General features: G+C 38.6%; 17 protein-coding genes. 11 read left to right on the forward strand and 6 right to left on the reverse strand.

Features of this window, described 5'->3' with window-relative positions; translation table 11 throughout:
* The first annotated feature begins 359 nt into the window (after nt 1-359).
* The 3 genes from L1283_RS10095 (at nt 360) to L1283_RS10105 (ending at nt 3,426) form a co-directional block, all read left to right on the forward strand.
* Nucleotides 360-950, forward strand: a complete 591-nt coding sequence (locus L1283_RS10095) for a phosphatase PAP2 family protein (RefSeq protein WP_088162194.1) — start codon at nt 360-362, stop codon at nt 948-950.
* Between the two features lie 16 nt (nt 951-966).
* Nucleotides 967-2,043, forward strand: a complete 1,077-nt coding sequence (locus L1283_RS10100) for a Gfo/Idh/MocA family protein (protein ID WP_232475557.1) — start codon at nt 967-969, stop codon at nt 2,041-2,043.
* Nucleotides 2,044-2,178: 135 nt separating this feature from the next.
* A complete protein-coding gene (locus L1283_RS10105; RefSeq protein WP_088162193.1) occupies nt 2,179-3,426 on the forward strand; it encodes a hypothetical protein in 1,248 nt (415 codons plus the stop codon).
* 103 nt (nt 3,427-3,529) lie between these two features.
* Here L1283_RS10105 and L1283_RS10110 read toward each other — a convergent pair whose 3' ends face one another.
* On the reverse strand, nt 3,530-4,153 hold the full coding sequence (locus L1283_RS10110; RefSeq protein ID WP_075993340.1) for a 7-carboxy-7-deazaguanine synthase QueE: 624 nt from the start codon (nt 4,151-4,153) through the stop codon (nt 3,530-3,532).
* 647 nt (nt 4,154-4,800) lie between these two features.
* On the opposite strand from L1283_RS10110, the gene thrS reads away from it, so the two are divergent.
* The 5 genes from thrS (at nt 4,801) to L1283_RS10135 (ending at nt 8,683) form a co-directional block, all read left to right on the forward strand.
* Nucleotides 4,801-6,726 carry a threonine--tRNA ligase gene (gene thrS / locus L1283_RS10115; RefSeq protein ID WP_112376148.1) on the forward strand — a complete coding sequence of 642 codons (1,926 nt, stop codon included), beginning with the start codon at nt 4,801-4,803 and terminating at the stop codon, nt 6,724-6,726.
* 11 nt (nt 6,727-6,737) lie between these two features.
* Entirely contained in the window at nt 6,738-7,298 is a 561-nt protein-coding gene (infC, locus tag L1283_RS10120) for a translation initiation factor IF-3 (protein ID WP_075993338.1), read from the forward strand.
* Between the two features lie 39 nt (nt 7,299-7,337).
* The gene (gene rpmI, locus L1283_RS10125) at nt 7,338-7,538 is read left to right on the forward strand and encodes a 50S ribosomal protein L35 (RefSeq protein WP_002993964.1); all 201 of its coding nucleotides are present in this window, start codon (nt 7,338-7,340) and stop codon (nt 7,536-7,538) included.
* 98 nt (nt 7,539-7,636) lie between these two features.
* Nucleotides 7,637-7,981: a 50S ribosomal protein L20 gene (gene rplT, locus L1283_RS10130; protein WP_046674462.1), complete on the forward strand. Its 345-nt coding sequence runs from the start codon at nt 7,637-7,639 to the stop codon at nt 7,979-7,981.
* 252 nt (nt 7,982-8,233) lie between these two features.
* The gene (locus L1283_RS10135) at nt 8,234-8,683 is read left to right on the forward strand and encodes a DUF3060 domain-containing protein (protein ID WP_088162191.1); all 450 of its coding nucleotides are present in this window, start codon (nt 8,234-8,236) and stop codon (nt 8,681-8,683) included.
* Between the two features lie 70 nt (nt 8,684-8,753).
* On the opposite strand, the gene L1283_RS10140 is transcribed toward L1283_RS10135, so the two are convergent.
* From L1283_RS10140 to L1283_RS10160, 5 genes are all read right to left on the reverse strand, one after another.
* Nucleotides 8,754-11,495, reverse strand: coding sequence for a DUF3857 domain-containing protein (locus tag L1283_RS10140; RefSeq protein ID WP_145327020.1), 2,742 nt, complete (start codon nt 11,493-11,495; stop codon nt 8,754-8,756).
* Between the two features lie 156 nt (nt 11,496-11,651).
* Entirely contained in the window at nt 11,652-12,587 is a 936-nt protein-coding gene (gene rimK / locus L1283_RS10145) for a 30S ribosomal protein S6--L-glutamate ligase (RefSeq protein WP_046674465.1), read from the reverse strand.
* Nucleotides 12,588-12,645: 58 nt separating this feature from the next.
* Nucleotides 12,646-13,083 (reverse strand): ATP-dependent zinc protease family protein, encoded by a 438-nt coding sequence (locus tag L1283_RS10150; RefSeq protein ID WP_088163625.1) that lies wholly within the window; start codon nt 13,081-13,083, stop codon nt 12,646-12,648.
* Between the two features lie 63 nt (nt 13,084-13,146).
* Nucleotides 13,147-14,325: an AIR synthase related protein gene (locus L1283_RS10155; protein WP_088162186.1), complete on the reverse strand. Its 1,179-nt coding sequence runs from the start codon at nt 14,323-14,325 to the stop codon at nt 13,147-13,149.
* A 53-nt stretch (nt 14,326-14,378) separates the two neighbouring features.
* A complete protein-coding gene (locus L1283_RS10160; RefSeq protein ID WP_145327022.1) occupies nt 14,379-14,861 on the reverse strand; it encodes a DNA-deoxyinosine glycosylase in 483 nt (160 codons plus the stop codon).
* Between the two features lie 97 nt (nt 14,862-14,958).
* On the opposite strand from L1283_RS10160, the gene L1283_RS10165 reads away from it, so the two are divergent.
* The 3 genes from L1283_RS10165 to pepE all read left to right on the forward strand — a co-directional run bounded on the left by L1283_RS10165 (nt 14,959) and on the right by pepE (nt 16,809).
* Nucleotides 14,959-15,822: an SPFH domain-containing protein gene (locus L1283_RS10165; protein ID WP_088162184.1), complete on the forward strand. Its 864-nt coding sequence runs from the start codon at nt 14,959-14,961 to the stop codon at nt 15,820-15,822.
* 10 nt (nt 15,823-15,832) lie between these two features.
* A complete protein-coding gene (locus L1283_RS10170) occupies nt 15,833-16,009 on the forward strand; it encodes a ribbon-helix-helix domain-containing protein (RefSeq protein ID WP_088162183.1) in 177 nt (58 codons plus the stop codon).
* A gap of 89 nt (nt 16,010-16,098) precedes the next feature.
* Nucleotides 16,099-16,809, forward strand: a complete 711-nt coding sequence (gene pepE / locus L1283_RS10175) for a dipeptidase PepE (protein ID WP_088162182.1) — start codon at nt 16,099-16,101, stop codon at nt 16,807-16,809.
* The last annotated feature ends 7 nt before the right edge of the window (nt 16,810-16,816 follow it).

A 16,816-nucleotide genomic window follows, 5' to 3' on the forward strand; every position in this document is an offset into this window, starting at 1 on the left:
ATGGACTTGTTGTTGAAATGAATTCAATTTTCTTGAAAAAAATGTGAAAACAATGCTGTTGATTGGGGGAATATACCATAATTTAGACAAAAGGTAATGCTGATTTCCTATCCTTATAGTAGGCTGTTTGAATTACTTTAAATAGCAAGTTGTGAAATCTTGTTCAATCGAAACGCTTTTTATAGGCTGACAACTCACATAAATTTTCTTATTTTTAGGAATTGGGGGTGACATACTAAGTTAGTAGCGAATAAGAGTTGCAGTAGTAGGGAGTATAAGTTGTTGTTTAATAAATAGGAGGAATGTGTTTAGTGGTACATGTTTCAAAGGGATTATAAATTAGATAGATTATTTGTTTGATGAAAAGATTAGCTTTTATTTTTATTTGTTGGATTAACTGTCTATGTGGTCCTGTCCTTGGACAGGAAAAGCCAGCGTCTACGTTAGATATCCGTATATTGGAGTCCATAGCCGAGACTCGGACAGCGCCACAAACACAAACATTTAAAGTGCTTTCTGATATCAATAACTATGTTCAGATAGCCGTTCCTGTAGGTTTACTGGTTGCAGGTGCGGTCAACGATGATAAGGCAATGCGTCAGAATGCCTTGTATGTTGCTAGTAGTACAGCTGTAACAGCGCTCGTGAATGTTGGGTTAAAACATATTTTTAAGCGAAGCAGGCCATTTAAAAAATATCCTAATTTCATATCGGTTCGTACGGCCGGTGGGTATTCCTTTCCGTCTGGTCATACCTCATCTGCTTTTGCTACTGCTTCTGCTTTGTCTCGGGCTTACTCAAAGTGGTACGTCGTCGCACCATCGCTTTTATGGGCGAGTAGCGTGGGGTATTCAAGGATGTATCTGGGCGTACATTTTCCCTCCGATGTGTTAGCAGGTGCTGTACTGGGAACAGGAGCAGCCTTTGCTTTAGATGGATTAAAGAAATAATATAGAAATAGAAAAAATGATGCAACAGGTTATTAAAATATTGGTTGTTGGATGTGGAAATATGGGCGCATCTCATGCGAAGGCATATCACGATTTAGATGGCTTTCAAATTGTGGGGCTAGTAGCTCGTGGGGAGAGCAAAAGTAAACTGAATGAACAATTGGGCGGCAACTATAAATTGTTTGAATCTTATGAGGATGCACTTCAGGAAACGAGGCCGGATGCCGTTTGTATAGCGACCTATCCGGATACACACAAAGCGTATGCTATAAAAGCCTTTCAGGCTGGTGCTCATGTTTTTATTGAAAAGCCTTTAGCTGAAGATGTGATTTCCGCGCAGGAGGTCGTCGATGCAGCAGTGAAATATGATAAAAAATTGGTTGTTGGATATATTTTGAGATATCATCCCTCATGGGTCAAATTTATTGAAATAGCTAAAACGATGGGAAAACCACTTGTTATGCGTATGAATCTCAATCAACAGAGCCATGGGTATATGTGGGATGTGCATAAAAATCTAATGGCTAGTTTAAGTCCCATTGTTGACTGTGGAGTTCATTATATTGATGTCATGTGTCAAATGGTGGGTGCGAAACCATTGTATGTATCTGCAATCGGAGCGCGGTTAACCGATGAGATTCCTGCTTGGAACTACAACTACGGACAATTGCAGCTGCATTTTGAAGATGGGTCCGTAGGATGGTATGAAGCTGGATGGGGACCAATGGTTAGTCAGAACGCTTTTTTTGTAAAGGATGTTTTTGGACCTAAGGGGGCAGTTTCCATTGTCGCAAATAAAGCAAGCGATGAAGGTAAATCGGATTCGGTAGCATCCCATACACAAACAGAAAGCCTTCGCGTACATTATGCCGATTTAAATGCGGCAAATGAATTTACGAAGGTCGATGAGTGGGTCAATTTATCTGATGAGCCCGACCATCAGGAATTATGTAACCGGGAGCAGTTATTCTTTCAGCAGGCGATTGTAGATAATTTGGACCTTTCAGATTCGATGGAAGATGCTGTTAATAGTCTACGAATTGCTTTGGCATGTGACGAAGCGGTGAAAACTAGGCAGATGATTAAATTGTAGTATATTTTGCTTAGTGGTCTTTTTTTTGCTTTTTATGGAAATATGAAGCGAAAAAAGTAAATAAATAAAAAAATAGCGTAAAAGATAGGCTTTTTGGTCTGTCTTTTGTTATTTAGCTACATATTTATCATTCTTATGAATAATTTACTCAACGTTGCACTATTATTTGGATTATCAATTTCGACAACCTATGCACAAGATAAGCAATGGCAGATGGAGTTGGTGTTTAAAGGTGAAGTTTCCCCTGAAAAATTTGAAAATGAAGTTCCGGAATTTGCAAAAGAGTTTTATGAGCCATTTTTGAAAGGAAAAATGGCTTATCGGAATGTGGAGATTTTGGCTGATGCCGATTATTCTTCCACTGTAGTGAATCAAAAAGCACATGCTATTTTAAATCGAAAATTAGCAAAAACATATTCGTATTCGGTTGGAGATGATGTTGTTACTGCCGAAGCATACAGTCCATCCTATAAGATTGTCAGTACGAAGTTAGGGGAGTCGGAAGGGCCTTATGTGCAGCTGCAAGATATGGGCGAGATCGAATCGATAGCGGGAATTACCTGTAAGAAAGCAAAGTTATTTATAAAAAACCATGCCGATTCCGCGGTAGCAACGGTATGGTATTCGGAAGCAGTGCCCACTTATTATCTGACAGCATTTTCATTTATCAATGATTTGCCTGGAGGTGTGCTCAAATTGTCTTTGGGTGAAAATAATGACCTTGGTTTTGAAACAACAAAAGTGATCAATGTATCGTCTGTGACAGATTTTGCACTCCCTAAAAACGCAAAGGTGATTGATATCTCAGGGGGAGGGAATATGAGTGAAGGGGAAGATGTGAGTTTGTTTGAAGATACTTTTCCATTGGAAAAATCACTTAAATGGACGATGGTCAAGGATAAAGATACCAATGATGAATATTATGGTATAAAAAGCATAGCGGGAGAAGACGTGTTGCCTTGCTCTCTTTTCTCTTTAGCCTATTTTAATGAGCAGACTGCTATTGTTTCAGATAAAGATAATTATTTCTGGTTGTTGGATAAGAAAGGAGGAAAGGTGAATAAAGAAGGGTTTGACTGGCTTACGCCTGCAAATCAAAAACTGGCTATTTTTCAGAAAGATGGTAATTTTGGATTGATCACACAGGAAGGGAAAGTTCTGCTTGACAAAAAGGAAAATATCAGTAAATTTTTAGACAATTATTTGATGTTCTCTGAAAATGGAAAAGTTGGATTGTTGGATGAAAATGGGAAGATTTTATTAAAGGCGAACTTATTATTTTTAGATGCTGATAATGCTGGAAATGTTCTGGTCCGGGAGAAGGAGGGTGAAGAAACGAAAACGTTAGACCTGGAAGCTTTTTTAAAGACCTATGTGAAGTGATTTTAAAGTACATGCATTAATATAGATTTATTATTTATAAAAAAGGCCTTCGAAACTATCGAAGGCCTTTTTTATGTGTCTATTTAATCGTGCATTTGCACGATTAAGGAATGTTCAAGAACTTATGTGTTTGTAGTGAAATATCCCATTTAGGGTTTTCTTTTACGTAGTCAATAATAGAAGGTGTCATCTCTTTAGATTTCGACCATTCAGGTTGAAGGTATAATCTACAGTTTTGTCCTACAAGTTGTGCGTATTCTTCTCCCCATGCAAAATCGCTTTTATTGAAAACGATAACTTTAAGTTCACCAGCAGCTTCTAACACATCTTTACGTGGAGCTTTGAATTTTTTTGGAGATAAACATATCCAGTCCCATTCGCCACTCAAAGGATATGCACCTGAGGTTTCAATAAACGTTTTAATGCCCGCCTCATGAAGTCCTTTTGTTAGGTAATCCAAATTATAAATAAGTGGTTCGCCACCCGTAATGACAACTGTTTTTGCCGGATATTTCTTTGCATTTTCGATAATCGAATCTGCGGTTGTAAGGGGGTGGATAGATGCATCCCAACTTTCCTTTACATCGCACCAGTGGCAGCCCACATCGCAACCACCCAATCGTATGAAATAAGCAGCAGTCCCGGTGTGGTAGCCTTCTCCCTGAATAGTGTAAAATTCTTCCATTAAGGGCAATAGTGTTCCGTCTTCTGGTACTTGATTTGACATAGTTTAAATTTCAGTCTGCAAAGGTAGCAAATATTAATGAGATGCTCAATTTGTCCTGTGGCTTTTAAGTAGCTGTCCTGTCATTTTTTTATATATAGTTGCTGGTAATAATCTGTTTTATCCCTTTTATTTTTAGGTTGATGTTTAAGCAAAGCACATTGTTTACCGACACTATGGTATCAGGTTTATACGATGTTTTCTATTAACAGCGAAACAATACTCTTTTTACAGGGGGGTAACAAGGGGTTAATAGGGATTTACCCCTGCTAATCCCCTGTTATACCCCTGTTAACCCCCTGCTATACCCCTGTTAGTATATAACCTGATTTTCATTCATTGTTGGGATGTACATCGGGACAATAGAGAGGAGCTGTTGATCAATAAGATCAGATTATCAATTCGTTTTAAACTGCAATGATGAGAATGTAAAAGCTGATGAAATCGGTGTGTTTGAACAGAGGTCAGGAGCGGGGCTAGTAGTTATACCCGTATAATGCGTTGAATAGCGCTAAACTCCTGTTATTTTATCAGAATTTTTACTAAATTTGTGTCACAATTTATTTATTGAAAACGTAAGTGTAATAACATAATTGTACATGTTGTTTTATGTTTTCTATTTTTTAACAATTTAAAGATCATAGTTGTAAATGATTAAAATTACACTACCGGATGGTTCCGTAAGAGAGTATCAACAAGGGATCACTGCTGCAGAGATTGCGTTATCAATCTCGGAGGGGCTTGCAAGAAACGTCCTTGCTGCCGAAGTTAATGGTGAAGTGTGGGATTCTGCCCGTGCTATTGAAAATGACGCTACTGTCAAGTTATTGACCTGGAATGATACCAAAGGCAAATCCACTTTTTGGCATTCTTCAGCCCACTTATTGGCTGAGGCATTGGAGGCATTGTATCCTGGGATTAAATTTGGTATTGGTCCCGCGATTGAAACCGGATTTTACTACGATGTTGATTTTGGTGATCGTGAATTCTCGTCTGATGACTTTAAAGCGATCGAAGACAAGATGCTGGAGCTGGCTAAACGGAAAGAAACATTTGAACGTAAAGCTGTTTCGAAATCGGATGCATTGGCTTACTTTACTGAAAAAGGAGATGAGTATAAGCTAGATTTAATCAAAGACTTGGAAGATGGAAAGATTACTTTCTATACTCAAGGGGAATTTACAGATTTATGTCGTGGGCCTCATATTCCAAATACTGGGTTTATCAAAGCGATTAAATTGACTAATGTTGCCGGTGCTTACTGGAGAGGTGATGAGTCTCGCAAACAGTTGACACGTATTTATGGTGTTACTTTCCCTAAAGCATCGGAGCTTACAGAATATTTGAAATTTATAGAAGAGGCGAAAAAACGCGATCACCGTAAACTGGGGAAAGAGTTGGAACTTTTTGCTTTTTCTGAAAAAGTTGGTGCAGGTTTGCCTCTTTGGTTGCCTAAAGGTGCTGCATTACGTCAAAAGCTGATAGACTTCTTACAGAAAGCACAGTTAAACTCAGGGTATGAGCCTGTTGTTACTCCGCATATCGGACATAAGCAGTTATATGTGACTTCTGGACACTATGAGAAATATGGCGCGGATTCATTTCAGCCGATAAAGACTCCGATCGAAGGAGAAGAGTTTTTGTTAAAACCAATGAACTGTCCGCATCACTGTGAAATTTATAAAGTAAAACCACGTTCGTATAAGGACTTACCGGTTCGATTTGCAGAGTTTGGTACTGTATATCGTTACGAACAGTCTGGTGAGCTTCACGGATTGACAAGGGTGCGTGGATTTACTCAGGATGATGCCCATTTATTTTGTCGTCCCGATCAGGTTAAAGATGAATTCAAAAAGGTAATCGATTTAGTACTTTATGTTTTTGGAGCCTTAGGCTTTAATGATTATACAGCACAAGTGTCGTTACGTGATCCTGAGAATCGTACGAAGTATATTGGTACTGACGAAAACTGGGCTTTGGCTGAATCTGCAATTATTGAAGCTGCAGAGGAAAAAGGCTTGCCGACAGTCGTAGAATATGGTGAAGCGGCTTTCTATGGTCCAAAATTGGATTTTATGGTGAAGGATGCTTTAGGTCGTAAATGGCAGTTGGGTACTATACAGGTGGATTACAATTTGCCTGAGCGCTTTGAGTTGGAATATACAGGAAGTGATAACATGAAACATCGCCCTGTGATGATTCACCGTGCGCCCTTCGGATCTTTAGAACGTTTTGTGGCTGTATTGATCGAACATTGTGCTGGACAATTCCCATTATGGCTTGCTCCTGAGCAATTTATCGTCTTGCCAGTGTCAGAAAAATATGAAGAATATGCTCAAAATGTTTTGAATTCGCTAAATAATTCCGATATTCGCGGACTGATAGACTTACGTGACGAGAAAGTGGGCAGAAAAATCAGAGACGCCGAAGTGAAAAAGCTTCCTTATATGTTGATTGTAGGGGAAAAAGAGGTGGAAAATGGCACAGTTTCTGTACGTAAACATGGCTCAGTGGAATTAGGAACTATGACTGCTGAGGCATTTAGAGATATATTAATTAAGGAAATAACCGTTTAATTTTTAAACATTTGGCATTAAAAAGACCCGGTGGTCCAAGACCACCAATGAGAAAGAAAGAACCAGATCACCGCATTAATGAGTTAATCAAAGTACCTGAGGTACGTTTGGTAGGAGATAATGTGGAGCAAGGAGTTTTCCCTACGCGCAAAGCGTTAGAGTTGGCTGATGAGTTGGAACTTGATTTAGTGGAGATTTCGCCAAATGCTGTACCGCCGGTTTGTAAGATTATCGACTACAGTAAGTTTGTTTACGAACAGAAGAAGAAACAAAAGGAAATCAAAGCTAATGCAAAACAGACTGTTATTAAAGAAATTCGTTTCGGACCTAACTCTGGTGAGCATGATTTTGAGTTCAAATTGAAGCATGCGATTAAGTTTCTTGAAAGTGGAGAGAAAGTTCGTGCTTATGTACACTTCAAAGGTCGTGCTATTGTACACAAGGATCAAGGTGAAATCTTGTTGTTACGCTTTGCTCAGGCTTTAGAGGATTACGGTAAAGTAGAGCTTTTACCGAAATTAGAAGGTAAACGCATGTTTTTAACAGTAGCTCCAAAGGCTCCTAAAAAATAATAAGAATTCTAACAGATTGATATAAAATTTATAAGTATTATGCCAAAAGTTAAAACCAATTCCAGCGCAAAGAAACGTTTCAAATTGACTGGAACAGGTAAAATTGCAAGAAAAAACGCTTTCAAAAGCCACATCTTGACAAAAAAGAGCACAAAACGTAAACGTAACTTAACACAAACAAGTTATGTATCTGATGGCGATATGGGCAACGTAAAACGTATGCTTGCTATCGGTAAATAAGTTTTATTCGATTTTATTAATAATAATTTTTTAACCGGGTATAAGGTTGTAAGTTCATTGAAATACATGACACCTTCTACCAAACTAATTTTAAAAATATGCCACGTTCGGTTAACGCAGTAGCTTCTAGAAGAAGACGCAAAAAAATCCTAGGCCTTGCAAAAGGTTACTTTGGATCACGTAGCAAAGTTTATACTATTGCTAAAAATACAGTAGAAAAAGGTTTACAATACGCTTACCGCGATCGTAAAACCAAAAAACGCGAGTTTAGAGCTTTATGGATTCAACGTATCAACGCTGGAGCTCGTCAACACGGAATTTCTTATTCCCAATTGATCGGTAAATTAAACGCTAAAAACATTGGTTTGAACCGTAAGGTTTTAGCTGACTTAGCTTTAAATAACCCAGAAGCTTTCAAAGCAGTTGTAGACGCAGTAAAATAGAGTTTTTAATCCGCTGTCAATTTGTTAGAGATATTAAAGGAGCCTAAAAGGCTCCTTTTTTTGTTATGACGGTTACTGTATCTTTTTTGGGACGTTATGTGCCAGGTAAACCCAATTCAATGCTATGTTTCATTTTAGTTCTTACTCCCCAATTATACTCTTGATGCAAGTGACGCTGTATATTACAACTTATAGCTCTTTTAGATTTGAAATTAGGTTTGATTTTTGTTGATCTGTAGAAAACATAACATTATGAAACTAAGAACAATTACATTTGGATTTTCACTTCTTTTGATCGGAAGTTTGGTGATGGCGGCCAAAGAGCCAGTTTCGAAGGCTCTAACGAACGATGTGGTTAATCAGCAGGGAAAAGTTATCTCAATTGAAGGGGTGAACAATAATCGTACGATAGAGGCCAAAGGGGGGGAGATTGTACAAATAGAAGGTGCTGACAATAAAGTTGTAATCCGTGGCAATGTAAGTAAATTGATTATTGAGGGGAAGGGGAATACTGTAACAGGGAATGACATTACAACGGTGACGATAGAGGGGGCAGACAATATGGTTAATATTGGTTCAGTAGAGACTGTTCAAATTGAGGGAGTCAAAAACCATGTCCATTATAAGTCTACGAAGAACAAGTCTGGTCAGGTAAAAGTGTCTACTGAAGGCGCGGATAATATGGTGATGAAAATGAAATAATGTAAATCAGATTTCCATAAAAAAGGGTTGTGTATATTATTTACAGAACCCTTTTTTATGAAAATGGTAGCTACGGTTTGTCTTGATCGTCCTCGGGATGACTGCGAGCAACTGTATCCCCCTGGGATTGAAATTCCGCCCCAGCTTCGTTTTCTCCTTGTTTCATCGTTGAATAAGGCTTTAGAAAGTCTTGATCAAAAGGATGCTCTGTCGCAGCCTTGGGAATAATCTGATCGTTCTGATATGGGCGAACACAGGTACCCTTTACACGTTCCGATTTATAGACATAAGTTCCCCAAATACAGAAAAAGATAATAGTTCTTATCGTATCTTCATATTTGGTAAATATGTCATCGGTTTTATTCAAGTATTGTTTGAACATAAAATAGCCTGCAATTGCATCTAGTGTACAAAATATGGCCATAAATAGTGCAACCATAAAGAAGGTCTGAGCGAAAATATCCCTTCTCTTAATTAGAAGGATACAGCTATAAATCAATCCAGACAGTATCAATATATTACCGATTATTTCCAATAATAGTAAAGTTCTGTATAGAACGGGGGAAACACCTTCCAGTTGATCTACCGCTTGCCAAGTATTTAAACTAAAGAAAGACTGTTGGAAGATAAATATACCGGATAAGGTCAATATATTTATAAATAGTACAATAAGCAGTATGATCATCCATCCGCCGATCTGATCGTGATAAATCTCGTCATAAGGTTTGATGATAAAAGCTTTGGTCTTATTATACTTTTTAACAATATACCAGATGACAGCTGGCACCAGAAGAACGAATAGGATCAGGACAAACCAATTAAAGTCTTCCGCCGATGCCGGCGTACTCAGATCAGTTATCCCATCTGTTACATATCCGTCATTGTCAAGATAGAAGCCATTATAAAAGATATGATCACGATCTGCAAAATCTGCATAATACTGTTTCAGGTCTTTTTGTTCGACAAAGGGTTCGTGGAAACTTAACGTGTATGCAACCTTAATACTATCCTGTTCTACTTCCAGTGTTTTGCCGAAAACATACGCAGTGCGGTCGAAATAACTATTGTCTCTATAATTACCGAATTCTTTTTTCCCTTTGTTGACAATATACATTTCGTAGGTTAGATCTGTTGGAAAAGAAAGGCTTAGGGGAGCAATACGATCCTCCATAATCTCTGGAAGCTTGTCATTTATATTTGTTCCCAACAAAGGAATATATTTTTTAGTAGATCCGCTTTCTGTCTTTCCAATGTTTTTTATTTTATACTTTTCGATGATCTCCACAATATTGTTCTCCACATCATCTTTGTATTGTATATGACTAATTTTATTGATCTTCGGATAGATCTTGGCATAATACTCCAAGTATTGCTTCTGTATGTCATTTTTTGCACTACTTTGAATATAAGTACGCATATCGTCCGCTTCATTTCCAACATAAGTTGTGTGGACATCAAGGGTAGCCTCAAATTTGCCTTCCATCGTCAAGGTTTCCTTGACTTTAATATTGCCGACAATATGCTGCGGTACGTCTGTAAGCTTTCCACTACCCATAGTCGAGAGTACTTTTCCATAAGCTGGGAAATACCTGTTTTTGATATCTCCACCCTGATTAGTTATGGTTGGGTCAATATATTGGGACCGTCCACTAATATTAACTTCAATAACCATATGGTTGAAAGCATAAGGCGAGGGAAGTTCTTCCTGCAGGCCTCTATTCTTATAGGTATTGGCTAATACGAGTCCTGCATCAATATTCTTGTTTTTGAGCATTGTGGCCAGCAGCATTGATTTATCTTTACAATCGCCGTAGCGCTGGGAAAATACTTTTTCTGGAACATTTGCCCGGTGCGAATATTCTCCCATCTCAATACCCATATAGCGTATCTCATTTTGTACAAAGTCGCAGGCCTTTTTCAGGTACGCATAGGGTTGCCCGTTGGACTCTTTCCAAAGTTGATTGACGAAGGCTTGAAGTGTACTTGTCGTTGCTATTTGTGGAATAGGATTAATTTTACGGTTCCATTGATCAACTTCCTGCCAGGTATTGAATTCCGAGCATTGGATATATTTTAAAGGGCTGTACCACGACGGACTATAATCCTCGTACTGAACCGTTTTGTCCGCCGTCAGCTCCCAGAAAAAATTTGTTGTATTTCCTGTTGACTGTTGCTGTGCCTCAGGTGCGCCATTGAAACTTTTAAACTGAAGTTTGCGACCATTGGGTACAATATAGTTGAGATGAACCAGACCTGTAGGTTCATATCCCTGTAAGTAATAGCTGTCGAAAAATTTCTGTTCAAATACCGGATTTACACCTATTATTGAATAAGCAAATACAATCTTGTCGTCTTTGCGTAAATCTTCCAAAACATAATGGGCCATTTGACTTCCGTTGTAAATGGATCTCGAAAGCTCTGTTTCGGAGGCAAGGAGCTTAAATTTTGCCTGCGGTAATAGGTTGATATCTTTGCCGTTCCGAATAACCTTTAACTCATGTAGTTGAAGGTTTTGAAAATGCGGATCAAAGGTTACCTGGACTTGTCCCAGATTTTCGATTCCAGTCTGATCAAATAGAACTTTTATGTCCTTATAATATTTTGTTTGGGTAGCTAAGTTTATTTGATGTTCGATTAACTCATAGTAATATCCATCACTAATATCATCCAAATTTGGCTTTATGGGCTTTTTTGTAGTAGGGCGGAGCCAATTTGGTGATGCTGTTTTTTGGATAGTTGTTTGGCTAAAAGACCAGGAAAATGCAGCTAGTACGAGTACAAAGGCAAATAGAAGATGGCTAAATCTTTTCATTAATTCATTAATTTAGCCTAAGATAAGTAAAAATTGGACGTAATGGTAACCGAATTTAAAGAGTATTGGAAATCTGGATTTAGTTGAGTTTAGGGTCTTTAGAAATAAAAAGGGTTGTCCAAATTGACAACCCTTTTAGTTGCTGATTCGGTAATCTTATAATTTACTTTCTCTTTTTTTCTTTTTCTTGACAACTTTAGGCATTTGAGCCTGTTTCGCTTCATATTGTCTCTCAATATATTGTATAATTTCTGAGGCAATATCTTTTTTGGTCGCTTTCTCGATGCCTTCCAAACCAGGAGATGAATTAACCTCGAGTACTAAAGGTCCGCGATCAGAAGGGATCATATCAACGCCACATACCGTAAGCCCTAACTGTGCTGCAGCGGCAATCGCTGTGTCTTTCTCAGCCTTACTTAAACGGATAATTTGTGCGGTACCGCCACGATGGATGTTTGATCTAAATTCGCCTTCCTTTGCCGTACGTTTCATTGCACCTACAACTTTGCCGTCCACCACGAATGCGCGAATATCAGAGCCTTTAGATTCTTTGATGAACTCTTGAATCAAAATGTTATTGCCAAGGCCGTAGAATGCTTCGATAACGGATGAAGCGGCTTTCTTTGTCTCTGCAAGGACTACCCCAATACCCTGGGTTCCTTCTAACAATTTGATAACTAATGGAGCTCCACCAACCATGCTAATAAGGTCGTCTACGTCAGAGGCTGTACGTGCAAATCCCGTAATTGGGAGTCCGATTCCTGCACCGGATAAAATCTGCAGGCACCTCAATTTGTCCCGAGATCGCGTAATTGCCTGGCTGGGATTAGCGGAAATAACATCCATCACCTCAAATTGTCTAACAATAGCTGATCCGTAAAATGTTACCGATGCTCCTATCCGCGGAATAATGGCATCGATATCACTCAGATCCTGTCCTTTGTAATGAATACTGGGTTTACCTTGTTGAATACCTACATAACATTTACTGTGGTCGATGACAACGCATTCGTGTCCTCTTTGTTGTGCGGCTTCTACGAGACGACGAGTTGAGTATAAACTCTTTACTGTCGATAATACGGCAATTTTCACGATTTGTATATTGAGTATATTTTGTGCTAAGATAACAAAATAGCTTGGCTATTTGTTTTTATTTTGCCAAGGCCTTCACGGAGAGATTTTCCTTGGAAACATCAACCAAAAACCTTTTATATAAAAAATTTTTCCCCAAAAGCATAGGGTAGGTCATTTGGGATCGATTTCTAAAGGATATCTTAATGCCAAACACTTGGTCGTACAATGTTGCTGTGGTACGGATATAAAATCGCTTCTCTTCTTGACCAAAAGAGCTTTTAACCAATTTTGTTTTATAGAGCTTTAATTTTAAAGTTTTTGTCTCTTCGGTTTCAAAATTAATGATAAGTTCGCAGATAATCCAGTCCTGACCATCTTCCTTAACTACCTTGTACGAGTTGCAGTGTAGTACCGATGAAGCAGCGCCGGTATCGACTTTTGCTTCTATACCATATATTCCCAATTCAGGTAAATCAAGGGTCTCTTTCCAGCCCACAAGAAGTTTTTCTTTCATGTATACCAAATTGAAAAAATAGCCCTGTCCCATGTATAAGCAGGGGACAGGGATGAAAATCTTTTATTCGTAGATAAATTCTCCGTAAGGAGAGGTTATAGTAACTTTTTTAGCCGTAGATTCTTCCACGCGACCTATGATTTGAGCCGGAATGCCGAATGATTCTGAAATAGCAATGATATCCGATGCAATCGATTCAGGTACATATAATTCCATACGATGTCCCATATTGAATACTTTGTACATTTCTTTCCAGTCTGTATTGGATTCTTTCTGTATTAATTCAAAAAGAGGTGGGATCGGAAAAAGATTATCTTTGATGACGTGCACATTATCCACAAAGTGTAAGACCTTTGTTTGCGCTCCACCAGAGCAATGCACCATCCCGTCAATTTGAGAACGATACTTGTCTAGTATTTGTTTGATAACAGGCGCATAAGTACGTGTCGCTGAAAGAACAAGCTTACCCGCAGTTATTTTTTCTCCGGTTTCAACTTCGATTTCATTTGTAAGATCTTGGCTCCCCGCGAAAACTAGTTCGTAAGGAACAGCTGGATCATACGCTTCAGGATATTTTTCAGCTACTTTTTTGTTAAATACATCATGACGTGCAGAAGTTAGTCCATTGGAACCCATTCCGCCATTGTACGACTGTTCATACGTTGCTTTTCCATTCGATGCTAAGCCAACAATGACGTTACCGCCTTTGATGCGATGATTTGAAATAACATCTTCACGTTTCATCCGACAGGTTACTGTACTATCAACAATGATGGTACGAACAAGGTCGCCAACGTCGGCAGTTTCACCTCCTGTAGAATAGATGCCAATTCCCAACTCCCGAAGTTCCGCCAGAATCTCTTCTGTACCATTGATGATTTCAGCAATCACTTCACCAGGAATAAGATTCTTATTTCTGCCAATCGTTGAGGATAAGAGAATGTTATCGATGGCGCCTACACAAAGCAAGTCATCAATATTCATGATAATTGCGTCTTGTGCGATACCTTTCCAAACTGAAATATCACCAGTTTCTTTCCAATAGACATACGCCAATGAAGATTTGGTGCCAGCACCATCAGCATGCATAATATTACACCAGTCTGGGTCTCCACCCAAAATATCTGGAATTATTTTGCAAAATGCTTTGGGAAACAGACCCTTATCTATATTTTTTATCGCATTGTGCACATCCTCTTTCCCTGCGGATACGCCTCGTTGATTGTATTTTAAATCTGACATCTTAGGGCAAAAATAAGCAATAGGACTGAATTAACGAATCTAATTCGTGTAATTTAATCACTTATTATTACGCACCATTGTTTAATTAGATTTTCGAGATTACTTTTCGCATTGGCTGGACTTGTGCTAGGTAAGCATCTGTAAATAATGTCCTCTCTTTTGTTGAAATGCTTTAAGTATAAACTGTGCGCTTTTTGCCCGTTAAAAATAATTTGTGTGATTTTAGGGTGGGCTTCTAGCAGTTCAACAAGCTGATTCGGAACTTCATTTTGTATGGCTAGATCCATACTGCCGGGACGAGAGGCTTCTGCGCAAACATCCCAAAGACCGATGTTGTTTTTGAATAATAGATCTATCTTCTCCGTATAATTTGTTTGTTCCGGCGCATTAAACAAAGAGGTGATTACTTTCCAGAATCGATTTTGTGGGTGCGCATAATATTCATTTTCTGCCAAAGACTTGTCTCCAGGCAAAGAGCCAAGGATGAGTATTTCTGTCGTGGAGTTTACTAAAGGTAGAAAGGATCTTTTGCGCATAATCAAAAATAGTAATTTTAAATTTTCATTTGAAATATGAAAAATATTATAGTATATTTATGATATTAAAATGATATCAAATATATATTAACAAATTATGGAAAAACTAATTAAACCAATGTCTGGCTATTTAGCCTTATTGATAGCTGTTGTCTCCTTTGTGGCAGCTATATTCTCCTTCGCGAATGTCGAAGCAAGTTCCCTGTATGTTGTACTGGGGGTGATATTGATGATTGCTACTTTTTTTATTTTAAAGGGATTGATGATTATTAATCCAAATCATTCTCGTGTGCTGAATTTCTTCGGAAAATATGTAGGTACTGTTAAGGAAAATGGATTATTTTTTGTCAATCCGTTGTATTCAACGATTAAAGTGAGTCTTCGTTCCGATAACTTACAGGGACAGACACTGAAAGTAAATGACAAGATGGGAAATCCAATCGAGATTGGAGCGGTTATCGTATGGCAGGTAGGTGATACGTATAAAGCTGCTTACGATGTAAGTAATTATACATCTTATGTACGCACGCAGAGTGAAGCAGCAGTAAGACATTTGGCCGGAAGCTTTCCTTATGATAACCTGGAAGATGAAGGCGCGGAGATCACTTTGCGCGAAGGTGGGGATACCGTAAATCATATTCTTGAACAAGAATTGTCAGATCGTTTGGCTCCAGCCGGGGTTATTATTAAAGAGGCCAGAATCAGTCATTTGGCTTATGCTTCCGAAATTGCAGGTGCTATGCTTCAAAGACAACAGGCGGCAGCAATTGTGGCAGCAAGGGCAAAGATCGTAGACGGTGCTGTTGGGATGGTGGAAATGGCCTTGCATAAATTGTCTGAGAAAGATATTGTAGAGTTGGACAACGAGAAAAAGGCAGCAATGGTCAGCAATTTAATGGTGGTGCTCTGTGGAGAGAAGGCGGCGACACCAATTGTAAATACAGGTACTTTGTACCAATAAACGAAATGAAATGGCGGATAAGAAAAACTTTATGCTACGCTTAGACGACCAGATGTACAAAGCATTGGAAAAATGGGCTGCAGATGAGTTTAGGAGTGTTAATGGGCAGATCGAATATCTTTTACATAAAGCGCTGCAGGAAAATAAAAGATTGGGTGCTGAAAAAAAGACTACCGATAAGAAATAGCATAGAGTAAGGAACGAAAACTGTACCTTTGGCTTCGCAATCGACAAAGCCAAGGGTACTTTTTATTTTAATGTTTTAGCGAAAAAAAGATGAATGTTAATCCAGCGTACAAGTTATTGGTCGTAAGTACAAGTACGATCTATGGTAGTGAGTTTTTAGCTTATATTAAGCAAGATTTTGTAGAATTTATTCAGTCAGACGAATTGCTATTTGTCCCTTTTGCGAGACCATCAGGAATTTCGTTTGATGGTTATACGGCTAAGGTGCAGGACGCACTGAGAGATAGCGGTATAACGGTTCGGGGGCTGCATGAGTTTCATAACATGAAGAAGGCTATTCAGGATGCTAAGGCTATTTTTATTGGTGGAGGAAATACATTTCTACTCTTAAAAACCTTGTATGAGCTGGATTTGGTACAGCAATTGCGTGTACAAGTAGCAAAGGGGATTCCATATGTCGGTACATCTGCGGGGTCCAATTTGACCGGACTAACAATAGGAACTACAAATGATATGCCTATTGTTTATCCGCCTAGCTTTGACGCACTTGGTTTCTTACCTTTTAATATTAATCCACATTATTTGGATCCGGATCCAAATTCTACACATAAAGGAGAGACAAGGGAAACGCGAATCCAGGAATTTCATCAGCTTAATCCTCAGCCAGTCATAGGCTTGCGTGAAGGGAGCTGGTTGCATGTAGATGAAGGAAATATAGAACTGAAAGGTAATTTAACAGCCCGGCTATTTAAAGCTGGTTTTGAGCCCGAGGAGCTAGCGCCTGGATTAATTAATTTTTAAGATATTG

The organism is Sphingobacterium sp. HSC-15S19 (genome assembly GCF_050433745.1).
Lineage (GTDB): Bacteria > Bacteroidota > Bacteroidia > Sphingobacteriales > Sphingobacteriaceae > Sphingobacterium > Sphingobacterium siyangense.